Below are 17,026 nucleotides of genomic sequence, written 5' to 3' on the forward strand. Positions count from 1 at the left end.
CGTATGCCGCCGACGCGGATCCTGTTGGTTCGCACGGCATCGCCCGCAAGGGGGACGCTCGGAAGCGGCACGTAACGCCGACGGTCTGTGTTCGGCATGGTGGCCCGCCTTCGGGTGGATTCGTCGAACCGGGCCTCAGGGCAGGGGTTTGCCGCCGGTGACGCCGAGCACCTCGCCGCTGACGTAGCTGGACTCCTGCGAGGCGAAGAAGACGTACGCGGGCGCGAGCTCGACCGATTGACCTGCCCGGCCCATGGGAGTGTCCGCACCGAACGATTCCACCTTCTCCTCCGGCATGGTGGCCCGGATCAACGGTGTCCAGATCGGCCCAGGCGCTACGGCGTTGACCCGGATGCCCTTCTCCGCCAGGTTCGCCGCGAGGCCTTTGGTGAAGGTGACGATGCTGCCCCGAACCCCGGCATCGTTATCTCCCTACCGGAGGTGCTCCGTGTCCGGCCCCGGTAGTTCGACTGTGCTCCACGCGGTAACCATCCGCAGCACGATCAGCATCGAGGACTAATCCCCGGCGCCGGTGAAGCCGATGCAGGCACTGCTCCTATGACGACACTGGACCGCGTCATCGCCGCCGCCTTTGCTCGGCCCCCGTCGCCGAAGCGGCCACTGCCACCTTTCGCCGCAGAAGAGCGCGTAGCGTCTGATCGCGACGTCGGGCCCGGGCCGGTGAAGTCAAACGCTATGGTCCCTTGTCCGTCCCGGCGTGCCGAGGCGAAGCCCGGGGGCTAGAGTCAGTGCGGAATTCATTGGTCGTTTGCTGCTGCCCCAGACCCCGGCGGTGTTGACGGGGAGGTGCGGTCATGCGCAGATGTCGAAGGGGAGACAGGGCGTTCCCTCGTGCCTCCCTAACCGGCATACAGCGGCCAGGTTCGAGCCGACGTGGATGACGCCTCAAGTGCTGCGCGGATCCGGCAGTGCCGTCTTCGTCGGCAGGTGAGGGCGCATTGAAGCGTCTTCGGAGAATCTGCTCGGACGCGACCGAGGCGCTCTCGGCGGCCGGAGTGGGTGTGAGCGTGATGGCGGACGGCGGCGTCCGTGGTGTGGCCGCCGCGTCGGATCCGATCATTGAACGCATCGAAGAGCTCCAGTTCACCTTGGGGGAGGGCCCGTGTGTCGATGCGTACGCCACCAGCCGTCCGATTTTTATTCCTGATCTTGACGAGCACGCCATGCGGCGATGGCCGGCCTATGCACCAGCGGTCCACCAGCAGGGGATCCGGGCGGTGTTCGCCTTCCCTCTCCAGGTCGGAGCGGTCCGTCTGGGCGTGCTCGACGTATTTCGCACCGATGCCGGGCAGTTGTCGAGAGACCAGCTCGGCCAGGCTGTCATGTTCGCCGACCGCGCGGTGACGATCTTGCTGGACGGCCAGGATCAGCTCTCCAACGACCAGGAACTCGACGAGGCCGTCGAGCACCGCGCGCGCCTCTACCAGGCTCAGGGCATGGTCATGGTTCAGATGGGGATTTCTCTCGCCGAGGCGATGGTCCGGCTGCGGGCCTACGCCTACGCCGAGGACCGCCCGTTGTCCGAGGTGGCCGCCGACATAGTGGCCCGCCGACTGCGTTTCGATTCGCCGCAGCTGTGAACACCAGACTTATGACCGCCAAGCCGGGAGGCAGCCAGCCATGACGACCGTTTCCGCTGATAGCCTCGCGCAGGTCTTCGTCGAGGTCGCCGACACTCTCATCGACGAGTTCGACCTGATCGAATTTCTGCAGATGCTCGCCGACCGGGTCGCCGGACTCACCGACCACGCCACGGTCGGCATCCTGCTGGCCGATCCGAACGGTCGTCTGCATTTCATGGCGGCTTCCGACGAGAGCGCCAAGCTACTCGAGTTGCTGCAGTTGAAGCAGCAGGACGGGCCATGTTTCGACGCGTTCCGCACCGGCCGGCCGGTGGTGAACACCGATCTGAACGCCCCCGCCGCCGCCGAGTCGTGGCCGCAGTTCGCGCAGCATGCCGCGGCCCTCGGGTTCCGGTCGGTGCACGCGTTCCCGCTGCGGCTCCGAGACGAGATCATCGGCGCGATGGGACTGTTCGGCCGGACCGTCGGTGACCTCGGCGACGGCGACGTACGGATCGTGCAAGCGCTGGCCGACGTCGCGGCCATCAGCCTGCTGCAGGAACGGACCATCAGCCGCGCCGAGGTCCTCACCGAACAACTACAGGCCGCACTGAACAGCCGCATCGTCATCGAACAGGCCAAAGGCGCCATCGCACAGACCTATCAGGTCGACGTCGACGCCGCGTTTCAGCTCATCCGCGGGTACGCCCGCCGGACCAACCGTCGCCTCAGCGAGATCGCCTACCTGGTCGTCACCGATATGCCGAGCCTGACCGACTTCCATCAGCCGGCCACTCGCCGATGATGTCACTCGCCGGGGACGGTGACGCCGGCGTACATCGACCGCGGGCGTGGTGGCTACGCGAAGGCGCGATGCGATCGCTCGGTGGGCGGGATACGGCGAAGAGCTGAGCGCTGCTGGTTTCGCAGTGGTGAATGAGCCGGTGGCCCGTTCCGTCGGGTGCGGAACGGGCCACCGGTTCGTTCTCAGGCGACCAGGGTGGCGAACCGCTCCCAGACTCGGTGTGCTCCGAGAAACTGCTGGACGGCGGCGAGGGCTTCCTCGCCGGATTCGGCGGTGACGACCCCGGGGGTACCGGCGACCCCCGCCTGTTGCAACACGGTGGCTCCGGCGCCCCAGGCTCCGATCGTCTTCGCGTGCCGCCAGCACTCGTCGACGATCAGCAGCACCCGGGGATCCACGTCGGGCGAGCCGGGACCATCGGCCTTGGCGTCGCGGGTGGGCGGCGCGTCGGGGGCCGGAACCGGAGCCCCGGCGAGCAGGACGGCGTCGAACTCCACCGAGCGGGCGGTCGCGAAGGTCCGCTGCACCGCCAGGCCGCCGACCAGACCGCCGTGCGGGGCGATCAACAGGGGCACCATCCCGGCGGCGAACACCGCGCTGCGGACCGTCGCGACGCCGTCCTTCGAGGACGCGGTGACGTGACCGAGCATCACTGCCGCGGGGATACCGGTTGGTCAGGCCCGGGCAGGGGGAGAAGTCCTTTCCCACCCGGGCCGGTGAACCCTGCCGGGCAGCAGCCGCTCCGAGCGTCCGTGACCGGACCGAAGGTCAGCCGTCGGAGGAGTCGCGACTGCCGGCCTTCGCCAGCCCGCGGCTGGCCATGTATCCGATGGTGAGCATTACGACGTAGAACCACGTCCGGTCAGCGCGGAAGTAGTCGCCCGCGGCGCCGTTGTCGCCGTTGCCGTTACCGTCCACGATCATGGACGTGACCAGGACGCCCAGGACGGCGACCACGTAGGCGATGAATTCGGTCGTTTGAAAGCAGGCTTCGTCTCGAGGGACCGGCGGTGAGGTCGGTCCTGGCTCACGACGGCGTCACGACGGACTGTTCCGGTTGCACTGGACATAAAAGGCTCCTGATGAGACTGAGTTGCGCGGGCTCGTCCGCCGAAAAGCTGGCGGAGGCGCGGGAAAGCCGCAGGAGTCTGGGCGGCGTGTAACCGGGTACAGGGATTTCGATACCCGTGCCTTACGGCAACAAACACGATGGCTGACCATCGCGAATCCCCGCCCGTCTTAGCCGCTTTGATGAATCCTCATCCGGTACGTCCAGATCGCTCATCCTCGACTTCCAGCCGGCTTGAGGACGACGAGGGAGCAGCGGGATCGCGGGCGGTTCGGGGAACGCTGGTTTGCCGCCGCCTGTAACGGGGAACAATGGCGGCCGAGATAGACGCCACCGCGGTGAGTGACTACGCACCGGGCGGTGGGCCGTCCAGACTTCGCGGCCTCGCTCGTCAGCTCGACCACGTCTCCGCCGCCGGTTCCAGCCGGGCAGCGGACCGAGTCGGCCATCGTTCGAGGAGGCACGCCCTGAACACAGGAATCTCCGGCCGATGGCCGCTTCGTTCCTCGTCTGCCCGGACCCGGGCTCGTCTGCGTTACTCCGTCGACCAGCCCGGGGCGGCAGCCGAGGGGGATGCCGTCCCGGGCTGGCCGGCACCCGACGCCCGCGGGCGAACACTCCTGCGAACCGCGTCCCGGCCCGCCACGACGGAGATCTGACCATGAGCCATTTCCAAGCCCTTGATCCGCACGCCGGCCGTACCGCTGCGCCGGTACGCCCCGGGCGGCCACCAGCAGACCGCCGCTCCCACCACCGGCGGAACAGGTGACCATGACGCCTGACCGCGACCGGACACGCCGCGACGACCGAGCCCGGATCGGTGACGCTGCGATCGCCTACACCGTCGCCGGCGCCGGCGAACCACTGCTCCTGATCCACGGCCTCGGCGGCAGCCGCCGCACCTGGGACCACCTCCTCGGCGATCTCGCCACCAGGTACACGGTCATCGCGCCCGACCTGCCCGGACACGGCGAATCCGACGCGCCGGCCGGCGACTACTCCCTCGGGGCGCTCGCCGCGTCGCTGCGCGACCTGCTGGTCGTCCTCGGCCACTCCTCGGCCACCGTCATCGGCCACAGCCTCGGCGGCGGCGTCGCCTTGCAGTTCGCCTACCAGTTCCCCGAACGCATCGAACGACTGGTGCTGATCAGCAGCGGCGGCCTCGGCCCGCAGCTCACCCCGATGCTGCGCGCCGCCACCCTGCCCGGCGCCGAAACCGTCGTCGCCGGGCTGGCCCGAATGCCCGAACCGCTCACCCGGCGGGCATTGTCGCTGGCGTCGGCGGTCACGCCGTGGCTGTTGGCCGGACCCGATGCCCGCCCACTGGCCGAAGGGCTGCACCGCCTCATCCACCCGGGACAGCGGCGTACCTTCATCCGCACCGCCAAGACCGTGATCGACTGGCGTGGGCAGACCGTCAGCGCCGTCCGGCATCTGCGACAACTCACCGGCCTGCCCACTCTGCTTGCCTGGGGAAGCGACGACAGGACCATCCCGCCCGCGCATCACCGGGCCGCGGCGAACCTGCTGACCGACCCGCAACTGCTCGAGATCAGCGGAGCCGGCCACTACCCGCACGAGACCGCCGCCGACCGGCTCCTGCCCGCTCTGTACCGGTTCCTTGACACGACGAAACCATTTCGGTACGCCGAATCGCACTGGCGCGACCTGCTCACCGCATCGTGATCCCCGTTGACACCGTGCGATTCCTCATGGCCTGTGACCACTGAGCCGCTGCCCGTTTCCCGAATTTGAGGACTTGCTGTGAACGCACTGCCATCGACCCGTTCCCTGCGCTGCGCCGTCGTGGTCAACCCGATGAAGGTCGCCGACCTCGATGAGCTGCGCCGGACCATCACCGGCGCGCTGACCGCCAAGGGGTGGCCGGAGCCGATGTGGCTGGAGACCACTGCCGACGACCCCGGCGCCGGCCAGGCCACCCAAGCCGCCCGCGACGGCGCCGAACTCGTCTTCGCCTGCGGTGGCGACGGCACCGTGATGGCTTGCGTCACCGCCCTTGCCGGCACCGACATCGCGCTGGCCGTGCTGCCCGCGGGCACCGGCAATCTGCTCGCCGCCAACCTCGGGCTCACCGGCGACCTCGCGACCGGCATCGAGGTCGTCCTGCAAGGCGGGCGCCGCCGCATCGACGTCGGCACCGTCGGCGAACAGAGCTTCGCGGTCATGGCGGGCATGGGCTTCGACGCCCACATGCTCGACGCGACCAACGACACCGCCAAGAAGCACATCGGCTGGCTCGCCTACGCCGCCGGAGCCGCCCGCCACCTGCGCGACCGCCCCATGCGCGTACGCATCACCCTCGATGACCGGCCGCCGCTGACCCGCCGCCCGCGCACCGTCATCGTCGGCAACGTCGGACGGCTCCAGGGCGGCCTGCGACTGCTCGCCGACGCCCAGCCCGACGACGGACTGCTCGACGTCGCCATCCTCAGCCCGCGGACCCTGCGCCACTGGCTCACCCTCGGCTGGAGTGTGCTGCGCCGCAAGGAAACCGTGCCGCGCATGGAGACCTACACCGCGACCCGGGTCGAGATCCGCAGCAAGCACGTGCAACCCCGCCAACTCGACGGCGACCTCATCGATCCCGGTAAGGAGCTACTGGTCACCGTACGCCCGCAGGCGCTGCTGCTGTGCGTCCCGCAACCGGCCGCCGACCCCGACCTCGCCCAGGACGCCGAGGCGACCAGTCGCGCCGCCGACGACATCCGCACGCCACGAATGCGTGACCGTCACTCTCTGCCCGCCGTCTGACTACCTCCGTGGTTCGCGCTCGGGTCGACCTCGCTGGACTATGCGGGTGGCAATGTCAGCATGCAGACCGAACTCCGACCGGCACCTGTCTCCACCGTCGTCCGGTCGTCGACCAGGTTCAGGTCTGACGGGAGATCGGGATCGACCAGCACACTGCAGACGCGTACCGTCAACGATGCGGCTCGTGGCGAGCCGCGGCCCCAGACCCTGGCGCACAACCAGCCGCTCGTGGGGTGAGATATGCCGCAGTACATGTCATCCGATTGCACCGTCACGGTGAGCAATCCAAGTTCAGCGCAGGTGGTAGAGATCTGCGTCGCCGGCGAGCTCGATTTGGACGCCGCGCCCATGCTGGCCGAGGTCACTGACCATCTGATCGGTCTGGCCCCGCTGCGAGTCGTCGTCGAGCTCGGCCAACTCGGCTTCGCGGGATCAGCACTGCCGAACTGGCTGGCCAGAACGCAAGACCAATTGCACGGCCGCTCGTCCCTGGCGATACGCCACCCTCAGCCGCTCATCAGCCTGGTCCTCACCATCACCGAGATGGCGCACCTCATCGACCAGGGCCGGGTCGATGGCCGAGCCCGTCCCGCATCGATGCGCTGGCCGGCGCGGCGCCGTGCCGGCCCCGGCAGGCGGATGATCCGCCGGGCTTTCCCGGCTGTTCACGCTGGTGACGAGCGTGCGGTACCCGCGACATCACCAGCGAGACTGTTTCCGTTTGCCTGCTCACAGCCCGGGTAGATCGAGGGCGTGCGTCCCGTCGACAACCGTACGGTCGCGCGGTACACGATGGTCGTCATCGGCCTCGTCCTCGCGACTGTGCTGCTGCTGTTGCTGGCATACCAGACCCGGCAGGTGCTGACCTGGATCGTGATCGCGGTGTTCTTCGCGGTGGCCCTGCATCCGGCGGCGAGCTGGGTGGAGCGTCGCGTGGTGCGGCGCCGGCGGTGGCTCGCCACCCTGCTGGTGTTCCTGCTGGCGTTCGCGTTCATCGGCGGGCTGATCGCGGTCTTCGTCGTTCCGCTGGCCCGCGAGGGTGCTCAGCTGGCCGGTGATCTGCCGAAGCTGATCACGGACGTCCGTGCTGGGCGGGGCCCGGTCGGTGCTCTGGCCGAGCGGTTCCATGTGTTGGACTATCTGCAGAGCCACGCCGAGCAGCTGCGCGGCTACGCTGCCGGTCTCGGTGCGCCCACCCTGGTGGTGCTGCGCGGCGCTGCGACCAGTGTGGCGGCTGTGGTCACGATCTTCGTTCTGGCGTATCTGATGGTGCTGGAGGCCAACAAGGTCGTCGACGGTTTCCTCGGCCTGTTCGACCGGCGGCGGGCGGAGCGGATTCGCCGGGTCGGCCACGACTGCGCCAAGACGGTGACCGGCTACCTGACCGGTAACCTGCTCATCAGCGTGGTCTGCGGCCTGCTCACCTATGCCGTACTGGCGGTCCTCGGGGTCCCGTTCGCCGGGCTGATCGCCCTGTTCGTCGGGCTGGTCGACCTGATTCCGCTGGTCGGTGCGACGCTGGGGGCGGTGGTCGGCGTTGTTGCCGCGTTCACCCAGTCGGTGACCGCGGGCATCGTGGTCATCGTCTTCTTCGTGGTCTATCAGCAGGTGGAGAACCATCTGCTGCAGCCGCTGATCTTCGCCCGGACGGTGAAACTCAACCCGCTGGCGGTGCTCCTCGCGATCCTGATCGGGGTGGATCTGGCGGGCATCCTGGGTGCGCTGCTGGCTATCCCGGTCGCCGGGATCATCCAGATCATCGCCCGGGACCTCCGGGACACCCACCGCAGCCGGCTCACGGCCGACACGGAATACCCGCCGGTCTCGTACGTCGATGACCCCGACTCGTCCGATCACGCCCTGCAGCTCCCGCGGCACCCGGCCGCCGGTGAAGCCGCGCCGACCCGCTGAATCCGCAGCGTCGGCTGGCTCGAACTCAGCGAGCGGCTGTCCCATACCGCGCTCCTGCCCGGTCGCCCATCCGACGCAGCCTCGATCTGATCTTCCGCGACGAACCGTGCAACCAAGCGCCCGTGGACGGGCGTCACCGGCCGAAGCAACATCGGGGCTGGCGCCAACGGCTAATGCGCGCCGGGTATGGGCGTGCCCGCCCTCGTCGGCTGACAGAGCCCGCCCGCCTCAAACGCTGCGGACGAACGAACCCGACTGGATTGGTCAGGTAGTCGAGCGGCGCACTTTCGGGTGTGGCCGAAGCTCAGTGGCTGGGCCGTCGACGGCGCCAGGGCTGGAGAACACCACCGGAGGGGCCGCGGGCCGGACGGGCGCCCGCGGCACCCAGTCCGCTGCCACCAACTCAGCTGCGGGTCCTAATCGCCGCTTTGGAGGACGACCCCGGCCTGCTCACCGCCCGGCCAGGACAGCTGATCATCGCGTACAAGGGCTGCGTCTCCGCTGAACTCGACCGCTGGCTGGCCGAACGCGGAGCCCGGCTGCTGCGGCGCTCCTACCGCAACCGGACCCCACATCCCGACGAACCCCTGCTCAAACCCGTCCGCCAGTTAATCGAGTCGGTCAAAGACACTCAGAGGCCAACTCGATCTTGAATTGCATGGCGGCCGCAGCATCGAAGGCGTCGGCGCCCGCATCGCCCAGCGACTGCTCGCCATGACCGCCGCGATCTGGCATAACCGCACCACCGGACAGCCCCTGACCAGGTCCTTAATCGCGTGCGACCACTGACCTCAGTTATGACTTACGCGTCTTAGTTCCGAGGCGCCAGCCGAGGGGGAATGCCGCCGACCGGGACCGCGAACGGGCGGGCCACCGGGACTCCGACCGGGACTGCGACCGGGCGAGCCACCGGGACTCCGAACGGGCGGGCCACCGGTACCGGGACACCGACCGGGCGGGTGACCGGGACTCCGAACGGGCGGGCCACCGGTACCCGGACACCGACCGGGACTGCGACCGGGCGAGCCACCGGGACATCGACCGGGACTCGGAACGGGCGGGCCACCGGGACATTGACCGGGCGGGCGACCGGTACCGGGACATCGACCGGGCGGGCGACCGGGCGGGCCACCGGGACATCGACGACCGGTACCGCGACATCGACCGGGACTGCGACCGGGCGGGCCACCGGGACATCGACCGGGCGGGCCACCGGCACCGGGACTCCGAACGGGCGGGCCACCGGGACATTGACCGGGCGGGCCACCGGGACCGGGACATCGACCGGGACTTCGAACGGGCGGGCCACCGGGACATTGACCGGGCGGGCCACCGGCGCCGGGACACCGACCGGGACTCCGAACGGGCGGGCCACCGGGACATCGACCGGGCGGGCCACCGGGACCGGGACACCGACCGGGACTTCGAACGGGCGGGCCACCGGGCGGGCCACCAGGACTCCGGCCGGGCGGGCCAGCGGGACTCCGAATGGACGGGCCACCGGGCCACCGACCGGTGGGGGCGCCGGCACCGGCACCGGCGCGCGGACGACGGTGCCGCGCGGGTTGACCGACTGCGTGCCGAGGGCGGTCCCGGCCTGGGCGGCCGCCGGGGCCAGCAACAACGCTCCGGCCGTCATGATCCCGACGCTCAGCGCCTTACGAACCCACATCTTCTTCATGAGAACGAGCTCCCTTTCCAAATGGTCAGTACGGGTTTCCGCGTATTCAATTGTCGATTCTGGAACGTTGTTTTTTGGTGCAGCGGTGTCCTGGGGCGTTTTGTCTGTCCGGGGACCCGCTCGTCGAGGTGCGCCCATGAGGTGTCGCCTGGTGCTGCGGTAATGGCTCGGGCGCGCGCGATTCGCCCTCGTGCGTAAACGGTTCGGGAATCACGGCCCGTCGGAGAGCACGGCGCCTGTCCGAGGTACGCCGCCGGCGGCCATCACCAGTCAGGTGAGACGGTCGTCACCGGGCGCGACCGGGCAGCGGTGGCAGGCCACCGGAGCGCTCGCGATTCCGGCCGGAGGAACGGCCGACGGGCCGCTCTCCGTGGAGGATCGCGGTCCACCGGCCGGGATGCCGCTGACCGCCCCGAGGTTCATCCGCGTCGGCGCGGATCCGTCACCACCGGGCAGGTCCTCCGGGATCGCCTCCGGCGCGACCGGCCGGGCGGCCGGGGCATGCCGATGGGCGTGTGCCCGGGGAGGGGGCTTGGCGCGCCGAGTCGGCCTGTGGCCGGCGAGGGCACGGAAGGCCCGGATGCCGCCGCTCGCCTTCACGAGCACCGCCGCCACGGCACCCGACGCCGCACGCGGCGTGCGCTCGACCCTCCGGCCCGGCATCGGCCTCACCCCTCGCCGTCGGCCTCGCTTTAATACTCCGGTTCTTCCGGAACAAGCGATGTCGGCCACTCGGTATCGGTAACGACGTGAGCGATCGGAAAGTCACGTGGGCAAATCACGAAGATCATATAAATCAAACGTAAGAATGCAAGACTGGTCGAACGGGAGCGCGGCAACCGTATTGTGTGTATGGTCGTCGGCGAATCGCCGGGGCGAATGCGTTCCAGGGCGAAGGCGACGGCTGGATGAGCTGGCTGATCGTTGCCGGCCGCACCCCGAAGCAAGCCGAGCAGGTACCGACCTGGCGGACCGCGACAGTTCGGGGCGTAACGGCCTTTGCTGAGGCCAACGCGAAGGTATGGGCCGAGATCGATACCGGGAGCGCCGATCCTTGGACGCTGGGAATCATGACCGCGTCTGAAACTTGGCGGAAGTACCGGCAGGAGTGACGACGAGCGTGAGGTCCAGCTAGACGAGTAAGTCCTAACGGAAGTCAGTGGTCGCACGCGATTAATGACCTGGTCAGGGGCTGTCCGGTGGTGCGGTTGTGCCAGATCGCGGCGGTCATGGCGAACAGTCGCTGGGCGATGCGGGCGCCGACGCGCTGACCGAGGCCGCCAACGCCCAAGGCATCCAGGTCGGGCGTTCCCAGGTACGGCGGATACTGTTGGCCGACGGGGCCCGATGGCGACAGGTCCGCTCATGGGCGGTGTCCAAGGACCCGCAGTTCGTCCCAAAAGAACAGCCGTCATCGAGCTCTACACCCGTGCGCCGGAGAACACCACGGTCGTCTGCGTCGACGAACTCGGCCCACTGATCCCGCGCGTCTACCCGGCTCAGCCCGGCTGGACCGCCGACGGCAACCGGGTCAAGGAAGAAGTCGCCTACTGGCGTGAACCGGCCAAGACCTAGGTCTACGGCGGGCTGCGCATCCGTGACGGGCACGCGGTCACGATGTGCGCCGACCGGCGTAACAGCCTCTGCTACCAGGACTTTCTCACACTGCTGGAGAAGGGCAATCCGGCCGGAGAGATCGTTGTGGTCACCGACAACCTGTCCTCGCACACCTCGGTATCGACCCGCGAATGGACCCTCGGGCATCCGCGGATCCGGCAGGTGTTCATCCCCGAGAACGCCTGCTGGCTCAATCTGCAGGAGCCATGGTGGCGGATGTTCCGTCGGCAAGGACTCGCCGGCCAGCAGTTAGCCAGCGGCAGCGACATCCGCACCGTGACAGCGGTAGCCACCGGTCAGCTCAACGCGAAGGCCAAACCCTGGATCTGGGGGGCGACCGCCGCCACCGAACGCGTCAACCGCCTGAAAGCCACGTACAAGATTTAAGGAACGACGCACCAGGAGGGCGGGACGAGATCTGCTGGGATGCGCCCTGGGGCGGTTCAGCGGTGCAGTCGTAGCCACGACGTAGGCCGCAAGCGGGCACGGCGTGCCGCGGCCTGCCGCCGCCGGGTGACGACGACCGCCGTGCCGATCACGGCCGCGACAGCAGCGGCGATCGCCGTCGGCGGCAGCGCTCGGCGCACCGTGGGATTCCGGCTCGCCTCGACAGCCCGGCCCTTCACGGTGCTCGCGGCCTGCCCGGTCTTGCCCTTCGCCGCTGCCAGTTGTTGCCGGATCCGGCCACCGGTGCCACTGAGCGCCTGCCGGGCGCGGGTCTTGACGTCGGTCTTGGCCGCCAGCGCCTGCACGGTGTCACCGAGGCCGGTGCGGGTCTGCTCGATCTCGTCACGTAGGTGCCGCGACTGGGTGGGAACCTGGGAAGAAGTCATGAATGCCGTCCTCGCTGCTTGCGGCTTTTCTCGAGGCTTCGGCTTCATCGAACTGCTGACACGTTTCAGCGCTTTCGTGGTCAGTGCGTCCTGCTCCTTCCCGGACAGCCTCACGTAGGCGAGTGACGACTCGCACCGCTCGCGTAGGTCGTCGCGGTCGAACCAGCGCAAGGGATGGCGCGGGTGGGCGGTGTCGTAGATGCCCTGGCCGTGGGCTTCCATGATTAGCAGGTCGTGGCGCCGATAGTCATTTGCTTCTTCCGGAGGAAGTAGGGCGCTGAGCATCTGATCGCGCCAGTCCCACACCGACTCCTCGTCGTCATCCCAGTCCTGCGGATCGCGGTGATTGAGGCCCCGATACATGTCGAGAACGTCGCCGGCGCTTGGTGGGTCGGTGTTCATGATGACGATCGACAGGGCGTATTCGTCGGCGAGGCACACGGGCCGGGGGATCCGGCCTTCGCCAAGTTCATGACCGACCCGCATGATGCGCTCGCCCATCCGTACCAGCGCATGGGCGCCGGGGGCTCGCAACACCAAGCACCGCCGTTCACAAAATCTATGCCGGAGCGAGTAGACATGCTCGCCGTCGTCGGTTAACGTTCCTCTGGTCGAGAACGAAGCATCACAAAAGACGCGGACGAGAACCGCCCTGCTGAGGCGAAGGAACTGGACCGACAACGATCCGGTTCAGGCATGTCGCAGTTCGAGGTACCAGGCACGACGCAGTGACAGCAGAGTTCAGCAGGATCCCGGGTTTGTTGGTGCAGGTTTCCCGGGTGCTCGAGGTGGCGGGGCCGAAGTGGTGTCAGGGCTTCGCCGCAGGCAGGGAACGTTCGTCGCACGTGTTCGGGGCCATGAAGTCGCGTGGGGTTCCGGCACCGGCGGACCGGTACAAGGTTGTGGATAGATATAGATGGAAGTCAGAGGAAAGGGAGGGCTGCGCACCGTTGGATCGCCCGCTACCGGCCGCATGTGATGGGTTGGGCGCGGACACCGCAGTTTCCATCGAACGAGAGGTGGTCTCCGGTCACGCTTACGCGATCCTCGCACCCGAGGTCCGAACCCTGGGCTGGTGCGGAAACGACAAGCCGACGCTCCTGTCGGTAGATGGTGTAAGACCCGCAACCCTTGGGCCCCGGCGCTTTCAAGCGCCGGGGCCCTCGTGATGGAAGGTGTTCATGGGCCAACCCGATGACATGCTCGATGATGAGGACTACCCCGCCTACACGATGGGCCGCGCCGCGGAGATCATCGGCTGCACGCCGGATTTCCTGCGCCGGCTCGGCGACGCGAAACTGATCGACCCGCTGCGGTCCGGCGGCGGGCACCGCCGCTACTCCCGCTACCAACTCCGGCTGGCCGGCCGGGCGCGGGAGATGTGCGACCAGGGCACCGACCTGGTATCCGCCTGCCGCATCATCATCCTCGAAGACCAGCTCGCCGAGGCCCTGCGCCTCAATCAGTCCCGCCGGCCCGACGACTGACCACCGTCCTGCCCATCACACGCGGGCAGGTAATCCCCGAGGTGACGCGAACCAGCCGCCCCCTGCTCTCAACGCTGTCAGGGCAGGGGCCGATCCTCGTCGACGGGCAGGAACGTCTGCCCGTCGTCACCGGCCGCCGGCGCCAGACGATCGGCGCGCTGCGCGATCGCGTCCGCCTGCACCAGTACCGCATCACCGAGAGCTCGCAACCGTGCCGCTGCTCTCCCGCTACGCGCGGCGACCGCGCCGGCATGCAGCCGTGCCGCGGCGCGGCGCAGTTGCTGTGCCGTCGATCGCATCACCGCAGCGGTACGCATCTTCTCCCGGCCGCTGAACTCCTGCCCCGCCATCTGCCCGCCCTTCCCGCAATCCGTGCGTGTCATACCGCGCCGCGGCTGGGCGGGAACCAGAAGAAGATGACCAGAAGAAGATAACCACCCTCCCTACCCCTGCGGCGATGCGCCGAGCCCCTACATCAAGCGAGCTGTCGAGCGGCATGACCGGTCCCGACCCTGGCCGATCGGCGGACACCAACTGCGGGCTGTGTCTACCGTGGCGGGGTGCCCCAGACGCTGCCGCTCGCGATCGGGCAGCTTTACGACCCGACCCGACCCGGCCGGGTCTGCCGGAGGGCCTGTCGTGGCGGTTGTCCACCCGCGGCGTGGAGCCGCTGCTGTCGTTCGTGCTGCCGAGCCAGGCCGAGATCGACGCGGTGCACGGGCGTACCGGCGCGGCGGAGTTCGCGCTCATTGTCGAGCCCAATGTGCTGATGCTCTGCTGCCGCCTCGGCGCAGGCCTGAGCCGGCAATGCCAGCCCTGGCATGCGTGCCGGCAGGAGGCCGGCTATCCGTCCGGGCTACCCGGCACCGAAGCGCCCCCGGAACCTGCATCTGCGGCTGCACGTCGACCTGGTCGACGCGGACACCGGGATCCTGCGTGCACACGGCGAGGTGTCCTGCCGCCACCGTTCGTCGCCGCGATGCTGCGCCGCCAGGACAGAGACGCACACAGGGAGACCGGGACTGCTACCCGTTCTGTGCTACGGTCTCCGTGTTGCAGTTTTGATTTCCGTAGACGTTTCCAGCGCCTGATGGGGTTATCTGAAACCCTTCCAGGCGCTTTTTCGTTTTGTCGTGTCGGTTCGGCGCGGGCGATCAACGCGGCGGCGTAAGAGTCCGCACACCGCGGTCTCGAACAGCCTGCGAAGGAGCAGACATGGCTACAGGTACCGTGAAGTGGTTCAACGGCGACAAGGGCTTCGGCTTCATCACTCAGGACGACGGCGGCGCCGACGTCTTCGCCCACTTCTCCGCGATCGCGTCGAGCGGCTTCCGCAGCCTCGATGAGAACCAGCGGGTGGAGTTCGACGTCACCCAGGGCCAGAAGGGCCTGCAGGCGGAGAACATCCGCCCGCTCTGACCCACATTCTGCGAACGGCGGCCCGACTGGTTCAGCGGGCCGCCGTTCGGCATTTCCGCGGGCGGTGCACACCGTCGCCGAACTCGCCGGACTTTTCGCCGTCTCCGGCCCGCCGTGTACCGGGTCGTGGAACGCGTCGCCGCCTCGGCCTCAGCACCGTGACCTTCCCCGGCCACCCGCACAGGGCCGACCGGCCATCGGCCAGGCCCGCGCATTCGCAGACGAGAGGCACCACCATCATGACGGCGCTACCAGACCAGTGATCGGCTCACGAGAACCCGGTAAGCGGCGGGCAGCCAGCCGACGCGAACCTGCGCGCCCTGTTCGGCCAGTCCATCGCCGTGTTCGCCGTGCTGTCCGGGCCGGCGCACGTGCTGGAGACCGCGAACCCCGCGTTCTTCGCCGCCCTCGGCGAGGACCGGGCCCGCGCCGGGATCCCGCTCGCCGACCTGATGCCTGAACTGGCCGACCAGGGCTTCCTCGACCTGCTCGACCAGGTGTACCGCACCGGTGAGCCCTACACCGGCCACGACGCCCGCATGCTGCTGGGCCGCGGAGCGCAGGCGCGGGAGGCATACTTCGACTTCACCTTCGAACCGCGACGCGCAGCCGACGGCACCGTGACCGGTATCCGGATGATCGGCGTGGAAACCACTCAGATCAAACACGCGCAACGGCTCATGACCAAACACCGCGCCCTGCTGGAGCAGATCGCCCGGCAAGCGCCACTGCCCGAGGTGCTCGACGGCATGGCCCGCAGCATCGAGAACCTCTCCCCACACGGAACGCTTGTCTCCATCCTGCTCGCCGACCCCGACGGCCGGCACCTGCTGCACGGCGCCGCACCGAGCCTGCCCGGCTTCTACAACCAGGCCATCGACGGGATCGCCACCGGTGACGGCATCGGCTCCTGCGGCACCGCAGCCCACCGCCGTGAACCGGTCATCACCAGCAACATCACCACCGACCCGGCGTGGGACGCGTTCCGGGACCTGGCCGAGGCGGCCGGCCTGGCCGCCTGCTGGTCGATGCCGATCCTGGCCCGCGACGGCCATCTGCTGGGCACCTTCGCCATGTACCACCGCATCCCACGCACCCCTGAGGACATCGACCTCGCCCTGGCCCGGCTGTTCGCCGGCACCGCGGCCCTGGCGATCGAACGACACCACATCGAACAGGCGAAACAAGCAGCCGAGGCCAGTGCCAAATCGGCTCTGCAGGAGCTGGCCAAGACCGTCCGCGCCGAACGCCAACTACGCGCGGAGGCTGAGCAGCGCGCCGAGGCCGCCGCGGAACTCAATGCCCGGATGCGCGCCGCCGCCGCCGCGTTGGCCGACCGGCCCCACCCGAAGCACTGCCAGCTCGGCGGCGCCGCTGACTGTACCGAACCCGCCGAGATCAAGATCGCTGACTCGTGGGGCGACTCGGCATGGGGCTGCCTCACCCACGTCGAGGAAGCGATTATTAACGTCCGGTCGGTGTTCATCGCCAGCGAACAACTCGGCGGCCTGGCCGCCTACCTCAACCGATCCGGCCAACGGTAAACGGACAGATGCGCCTGCTGCTGGCCGTGACACCGTGGCGGTAACGCCACGGACAACGCCTGCCGGATAGGGACGGGCTGCTATAGCCAGCGCGCTGTCCATGAACAGGATCGCCCGAGGGCTGCCAGCTCAGCCGAGGGCGCGGACAGCCGCTGCTGGACGCGGCCGCGGCAGGTGGCGGCCGCGCGGCCTGGTCCGCAAACTCGAGGTCGACGACCGATATCGTGGCCTGGGACTCGGAACGCTGGCCATCCGCCGGATGCAACACCGGCATCCCGGCTACGCATGGCGGACCACCGCGCACT

The 17,026-nt window shown here is 68.7% G+C and carries 17 protein-coding genes and 4 pseudogenes; 13 read left to right on the plus strand and 8 right to left on the minus strand.

Annotation, left to right across the window (positions count from 1 at the left end; genetic code table 11):
- Positions 1 to 135: 135 nt before the first annotated feature.
- Positions 136 to 402 (minus strand): annotated as a pseudogene (locus tag CHC09_RS36725) (SDR family oxidoreductase); the annotation flags it as partial.
- Positions 403 to 929: 527 nt separating this feature from the next.
- Here CHC09_RS36725 and CHC09_RS36730 point away from each other — a divergent pair.
- Both CHC09_RS36730 and CHC09_RS36735 read left to right on the plus strand, forming a co-directional pair.
- Positions 930 to 1,601: a GAF and ANTAR domain-containing protein gene (locus CHC09_RS36730; protein ID WP_280523926.1), complete on the plus strand. Its 672-nt coding sequence runs from the start codon at positions 930 to 932 to the stop codon at positions 1,599 to 1,601.
- 40 nt (positions 1,602 to 1,641) lie between these two features.
- Positions 1,642 to 2,388, plus strand: a complete 747-nt coding sequence (locus CHC09_RS36735; RefSeq protein WP_089297886.1) for a GAF and ANTAR domain-containing protein — start codon at positions 1,642 to 1,644, stop codon at positions 2,386 to 2,388.
- Between the two features lie 182 nt (positions 2,389 to 2,570).
- Here CHC09_RS36735 and CHC09_RS36740 read toward each other — a convergent pair.
- Positions 2,571 to 3,038, minus strand: a pseudogene (locus tag CHC09_RS36740) (catalase HPII); the annotation flags it as partial.
- A 118-nt stretch (positions 3,039 to 3,156) separates the two neighbouring features.
- Positions 3,157 to 3,345 (minus strand): hypothetical protein, encoded by a 189-nt coding sequence (locus CHC09_RS47260; RefSeq protein ID WP_203833364.1) that lies wholly within the window; start codon positions 3,343 to 3,345, stop codon positions 3,157 to 3,159.
- Positions 3,346 to 4,228: 883 nt separating this feature from the next.
- On the opposite strand from CHC09_RS47260, the gene CHC09_RS36750 reads away from it, so the two are divergent.
- From CHC09_RS36750 to CHC09_RS48925, 5 genes and pseudogenes are all read left to right on the plus strand, one after another.
- Positions 4,229 to 5,143 (plus strand): alpha/beta fold hydrolase, encoded by a 915-nt coding sequence (locus CHC09_RS36750; protein WP_089297919.1) that lies wholly within the window; start codon positions 4,229 to 4,231, stop codon positions 5,141 to 5,143.
- A gap of 78 nt (positions 5,144 to 5,221) precedes the next feature.
- Entirely contained in the window at positions 5,222 to 6,229 is a 1,008-nt protein-coding gene (locus CHC09_RS36755; RefSeq protein ID WP_342352368.1) for a diacylglycerol/lipid kinase family protein, read from the plus strand.
- A gap of 240 nt (positions 6,230 to 6,469) precedes the next feature.
- The gene (locus tag CHC09_RS45720; RefSeq protein ID WP_143232787.1) at positions 6,470 to 6,973 is read left to right on the plus strand and encodes an STAS domain-containing protein; all 504 of its coding nucleotides are present in this window, start codon (positions 6,470 to 6,472) and stop codon (positions 6,971 to 6,973) included.
- A gap of 9 nt (positions 6,974 to 6,982) precedes the next feature.
- Positions 6,983 to 8,140 carry an AI-2E family transporter gene (locus tag CHC09_RS36760; RefSeq protein WP_239138776.1) on the plus strand — a complete coding sequence of 386 codons (1,158 nt, stop codon included), beginning with the start codon at positions 6,983 to 6,985 and terminating at the stop codon, positions 8,138 to 8,140.
- A gap of 410 nt (positions 8,141 to 8,550) precedes the next feature.
- Positions 8,551 to 8,929, plus strand: a pseudogene (locus CHC09_RS48925) (IS982 family transposase); the annotation flags it as partial.
- 22 nt (positions 8,930 to 8,951) lie between these two features.
- Here CHC09_RS48925 and CHC09_RS36770 read toward each other — a convergent pair.
- Positions 8,952 to 9,821 carry a hypothetical protein gene (locus tag CHC09_RS36770; protein WP_089297887.1) on the minus strand — a complete coding sequence of 290 codons (870 nt, stop codon included), beginning with the start codon at positions 9,819 to 9,821 and terminating at the stop codon, positions 8,952 to 8,954.
- A 270-nt stretch (positions 9,822 to 10,091) separates the two neighbouring features.
- Positions 10,092 to 10,484, minus strand: a complete 393-nt coding sequence (locus tag CHC09_RS36775) for a hypothetical protein (protein ID WP_143232788.1) — start codon at positions 10,482 to 10,484, stop codon at positions 10,092 to 10,094.
- Between the two features lie 245 nt (positions 10,485 to 10,729).
- Between CHC09_RS36775 and CHC09_RS45725 the strand changes: the two genes are divergently transcribed.
- Positions 10,730 to 10,933, plus strand: a complete 204-nt coding sequence (locus CHC09_RS45725) for a hypothetical protein (RefSeq protein WP_143232789.1) — start codon at positions 10,730 to 10,732, stop codon at positions 10,931 to 10,933.
- A 44-nt stretch (positions 10,934 to 10,977) separates the two neighbouring features.
- Here the strand turns inward: CHC09_RS45725 and CHC09_RS48930 are convergent.
- Positions 10,978 to 11,085 (minus strand): annotated as a pseudogene (locus CHC09_RS48930) (IS982 family transposase); the annotation flags it as partial.
- A gap of 101 nt (positions 11,086 to 11,186) precedes the next feature.
- Here CHC09_RS48930 and CHC09_RS47265 point away from each other — a divergent pair.
- Both CHC09_RS47265 and CHC09_RS36785 read left to right on the plus strand, forming a co-directional pair.
- The gene (locus CHC09_RS47265; protein ID WP_203833365.1) at positions 11,187 to 11,396 is read left to right on the plus strand and encodes a hypothetical protein; all 210 of its coding nucleotides are present in this window, start codon (positions 11,187 to 11,189) and stop codon (positions 11,394 to 11,396) included.
- 12 nt (positions 11,397 to 11,408) lie between these two features.
- A complete protein-coding gene (locus CHC09_RS36785; protein WP_307833949.1) occupies positions 11,409 to 11,825 on the plus strand; it encodes a transposase in 417 nt (138 codons plus the stop codon).
- A gap of 56 nt (positions 11,826 to 11,881) precedes the next feature.
- On the opposite strand, the gene CHC09_RS48105 is transcribed toward CHC09_RS36785, so the two are convergent.
- On the minus strand, positions 11,882 to 12,772 hold the full coding sequence (locus CHC09_RS48105) for a DUF3618 domain-containing protein (RefSeq protein ID WP_239138777.1): 891 nt from the start codon (positions 12,770 to 12,772) through the stop codon (positions 11,882 to 11,884).
- Between the two features lie 680 nt (positions 12,773 to 13,452).
- On the opposite strand from CHC09_RS48105, the gene CHC09_RS36795 reads away from it, so the two are divergent.
- Positions 13,453 to 13,758: a MerR family transcriptional regulator gene (locus CHC09_RS36795; RefSeq protein ID WP_089297889.1), complete on the plus strand. Its 306-nt coding sequence runs from the start codon at positions 13,453 to 13,455 to the stop codon at positions 13,756 to 13,758.
- Positions 13,759 to 13,835: 77 nt separating this feature from the next.
- Here CHC09_RS36795 and CHC09_RS36800 read toward each other — a convergent pair whose 3' ends face one another.
- Entirely contained in the window at positions 13,836 to 14,108 is a 273-nt protein-coding gene (locus CHC09_RS36800) for a hypothetical protein (RefSeq protein WP_089297890.1), read from the minus strand.
- Between the two features lie 865 nt (positions 14,109 to 14,973).
- Between CHC09_RS36800 and CHC09_RS36805 the strand changes: the two genes are divergently transcribed.
- A complete protein-coding gene (locus CHC09_RS36805; RefSeq protein ID WP_089297891.1) occupies positions 14,974 to 15,177 on the plus strand; it encodes a cold-shock protein in 204 nt (67 codons plus the stop codon).
- Positions 15,178 to 15,518: 341 nt separating this feature from the next.
- Positions 15,519 to 16,721 carry a GAF domain-containing protein gene (locus CHC09_RS36810; RefSeq protein WP_239138778.1) on the plus strand — a complete coding sequence of 401 codons (1,203 nt, stop codon included), beginning with the start codon at positions 15,519 to 15,521 and terminating at the stop codon, positions 16,719 to 16,721.
- Positions 16,722 to 17,026 lie beyond the last annotated feature (305 nt).

It is taken from the genome of Actinoplanes regularis (genome assembly GCF_900188005.1).
Lineage (GTDB): Bacteria > Actinomycetota > Actinomycetes > Mycobacteriales > Micromonosporaceae > Actinoplanes > Actinoplanes regularis.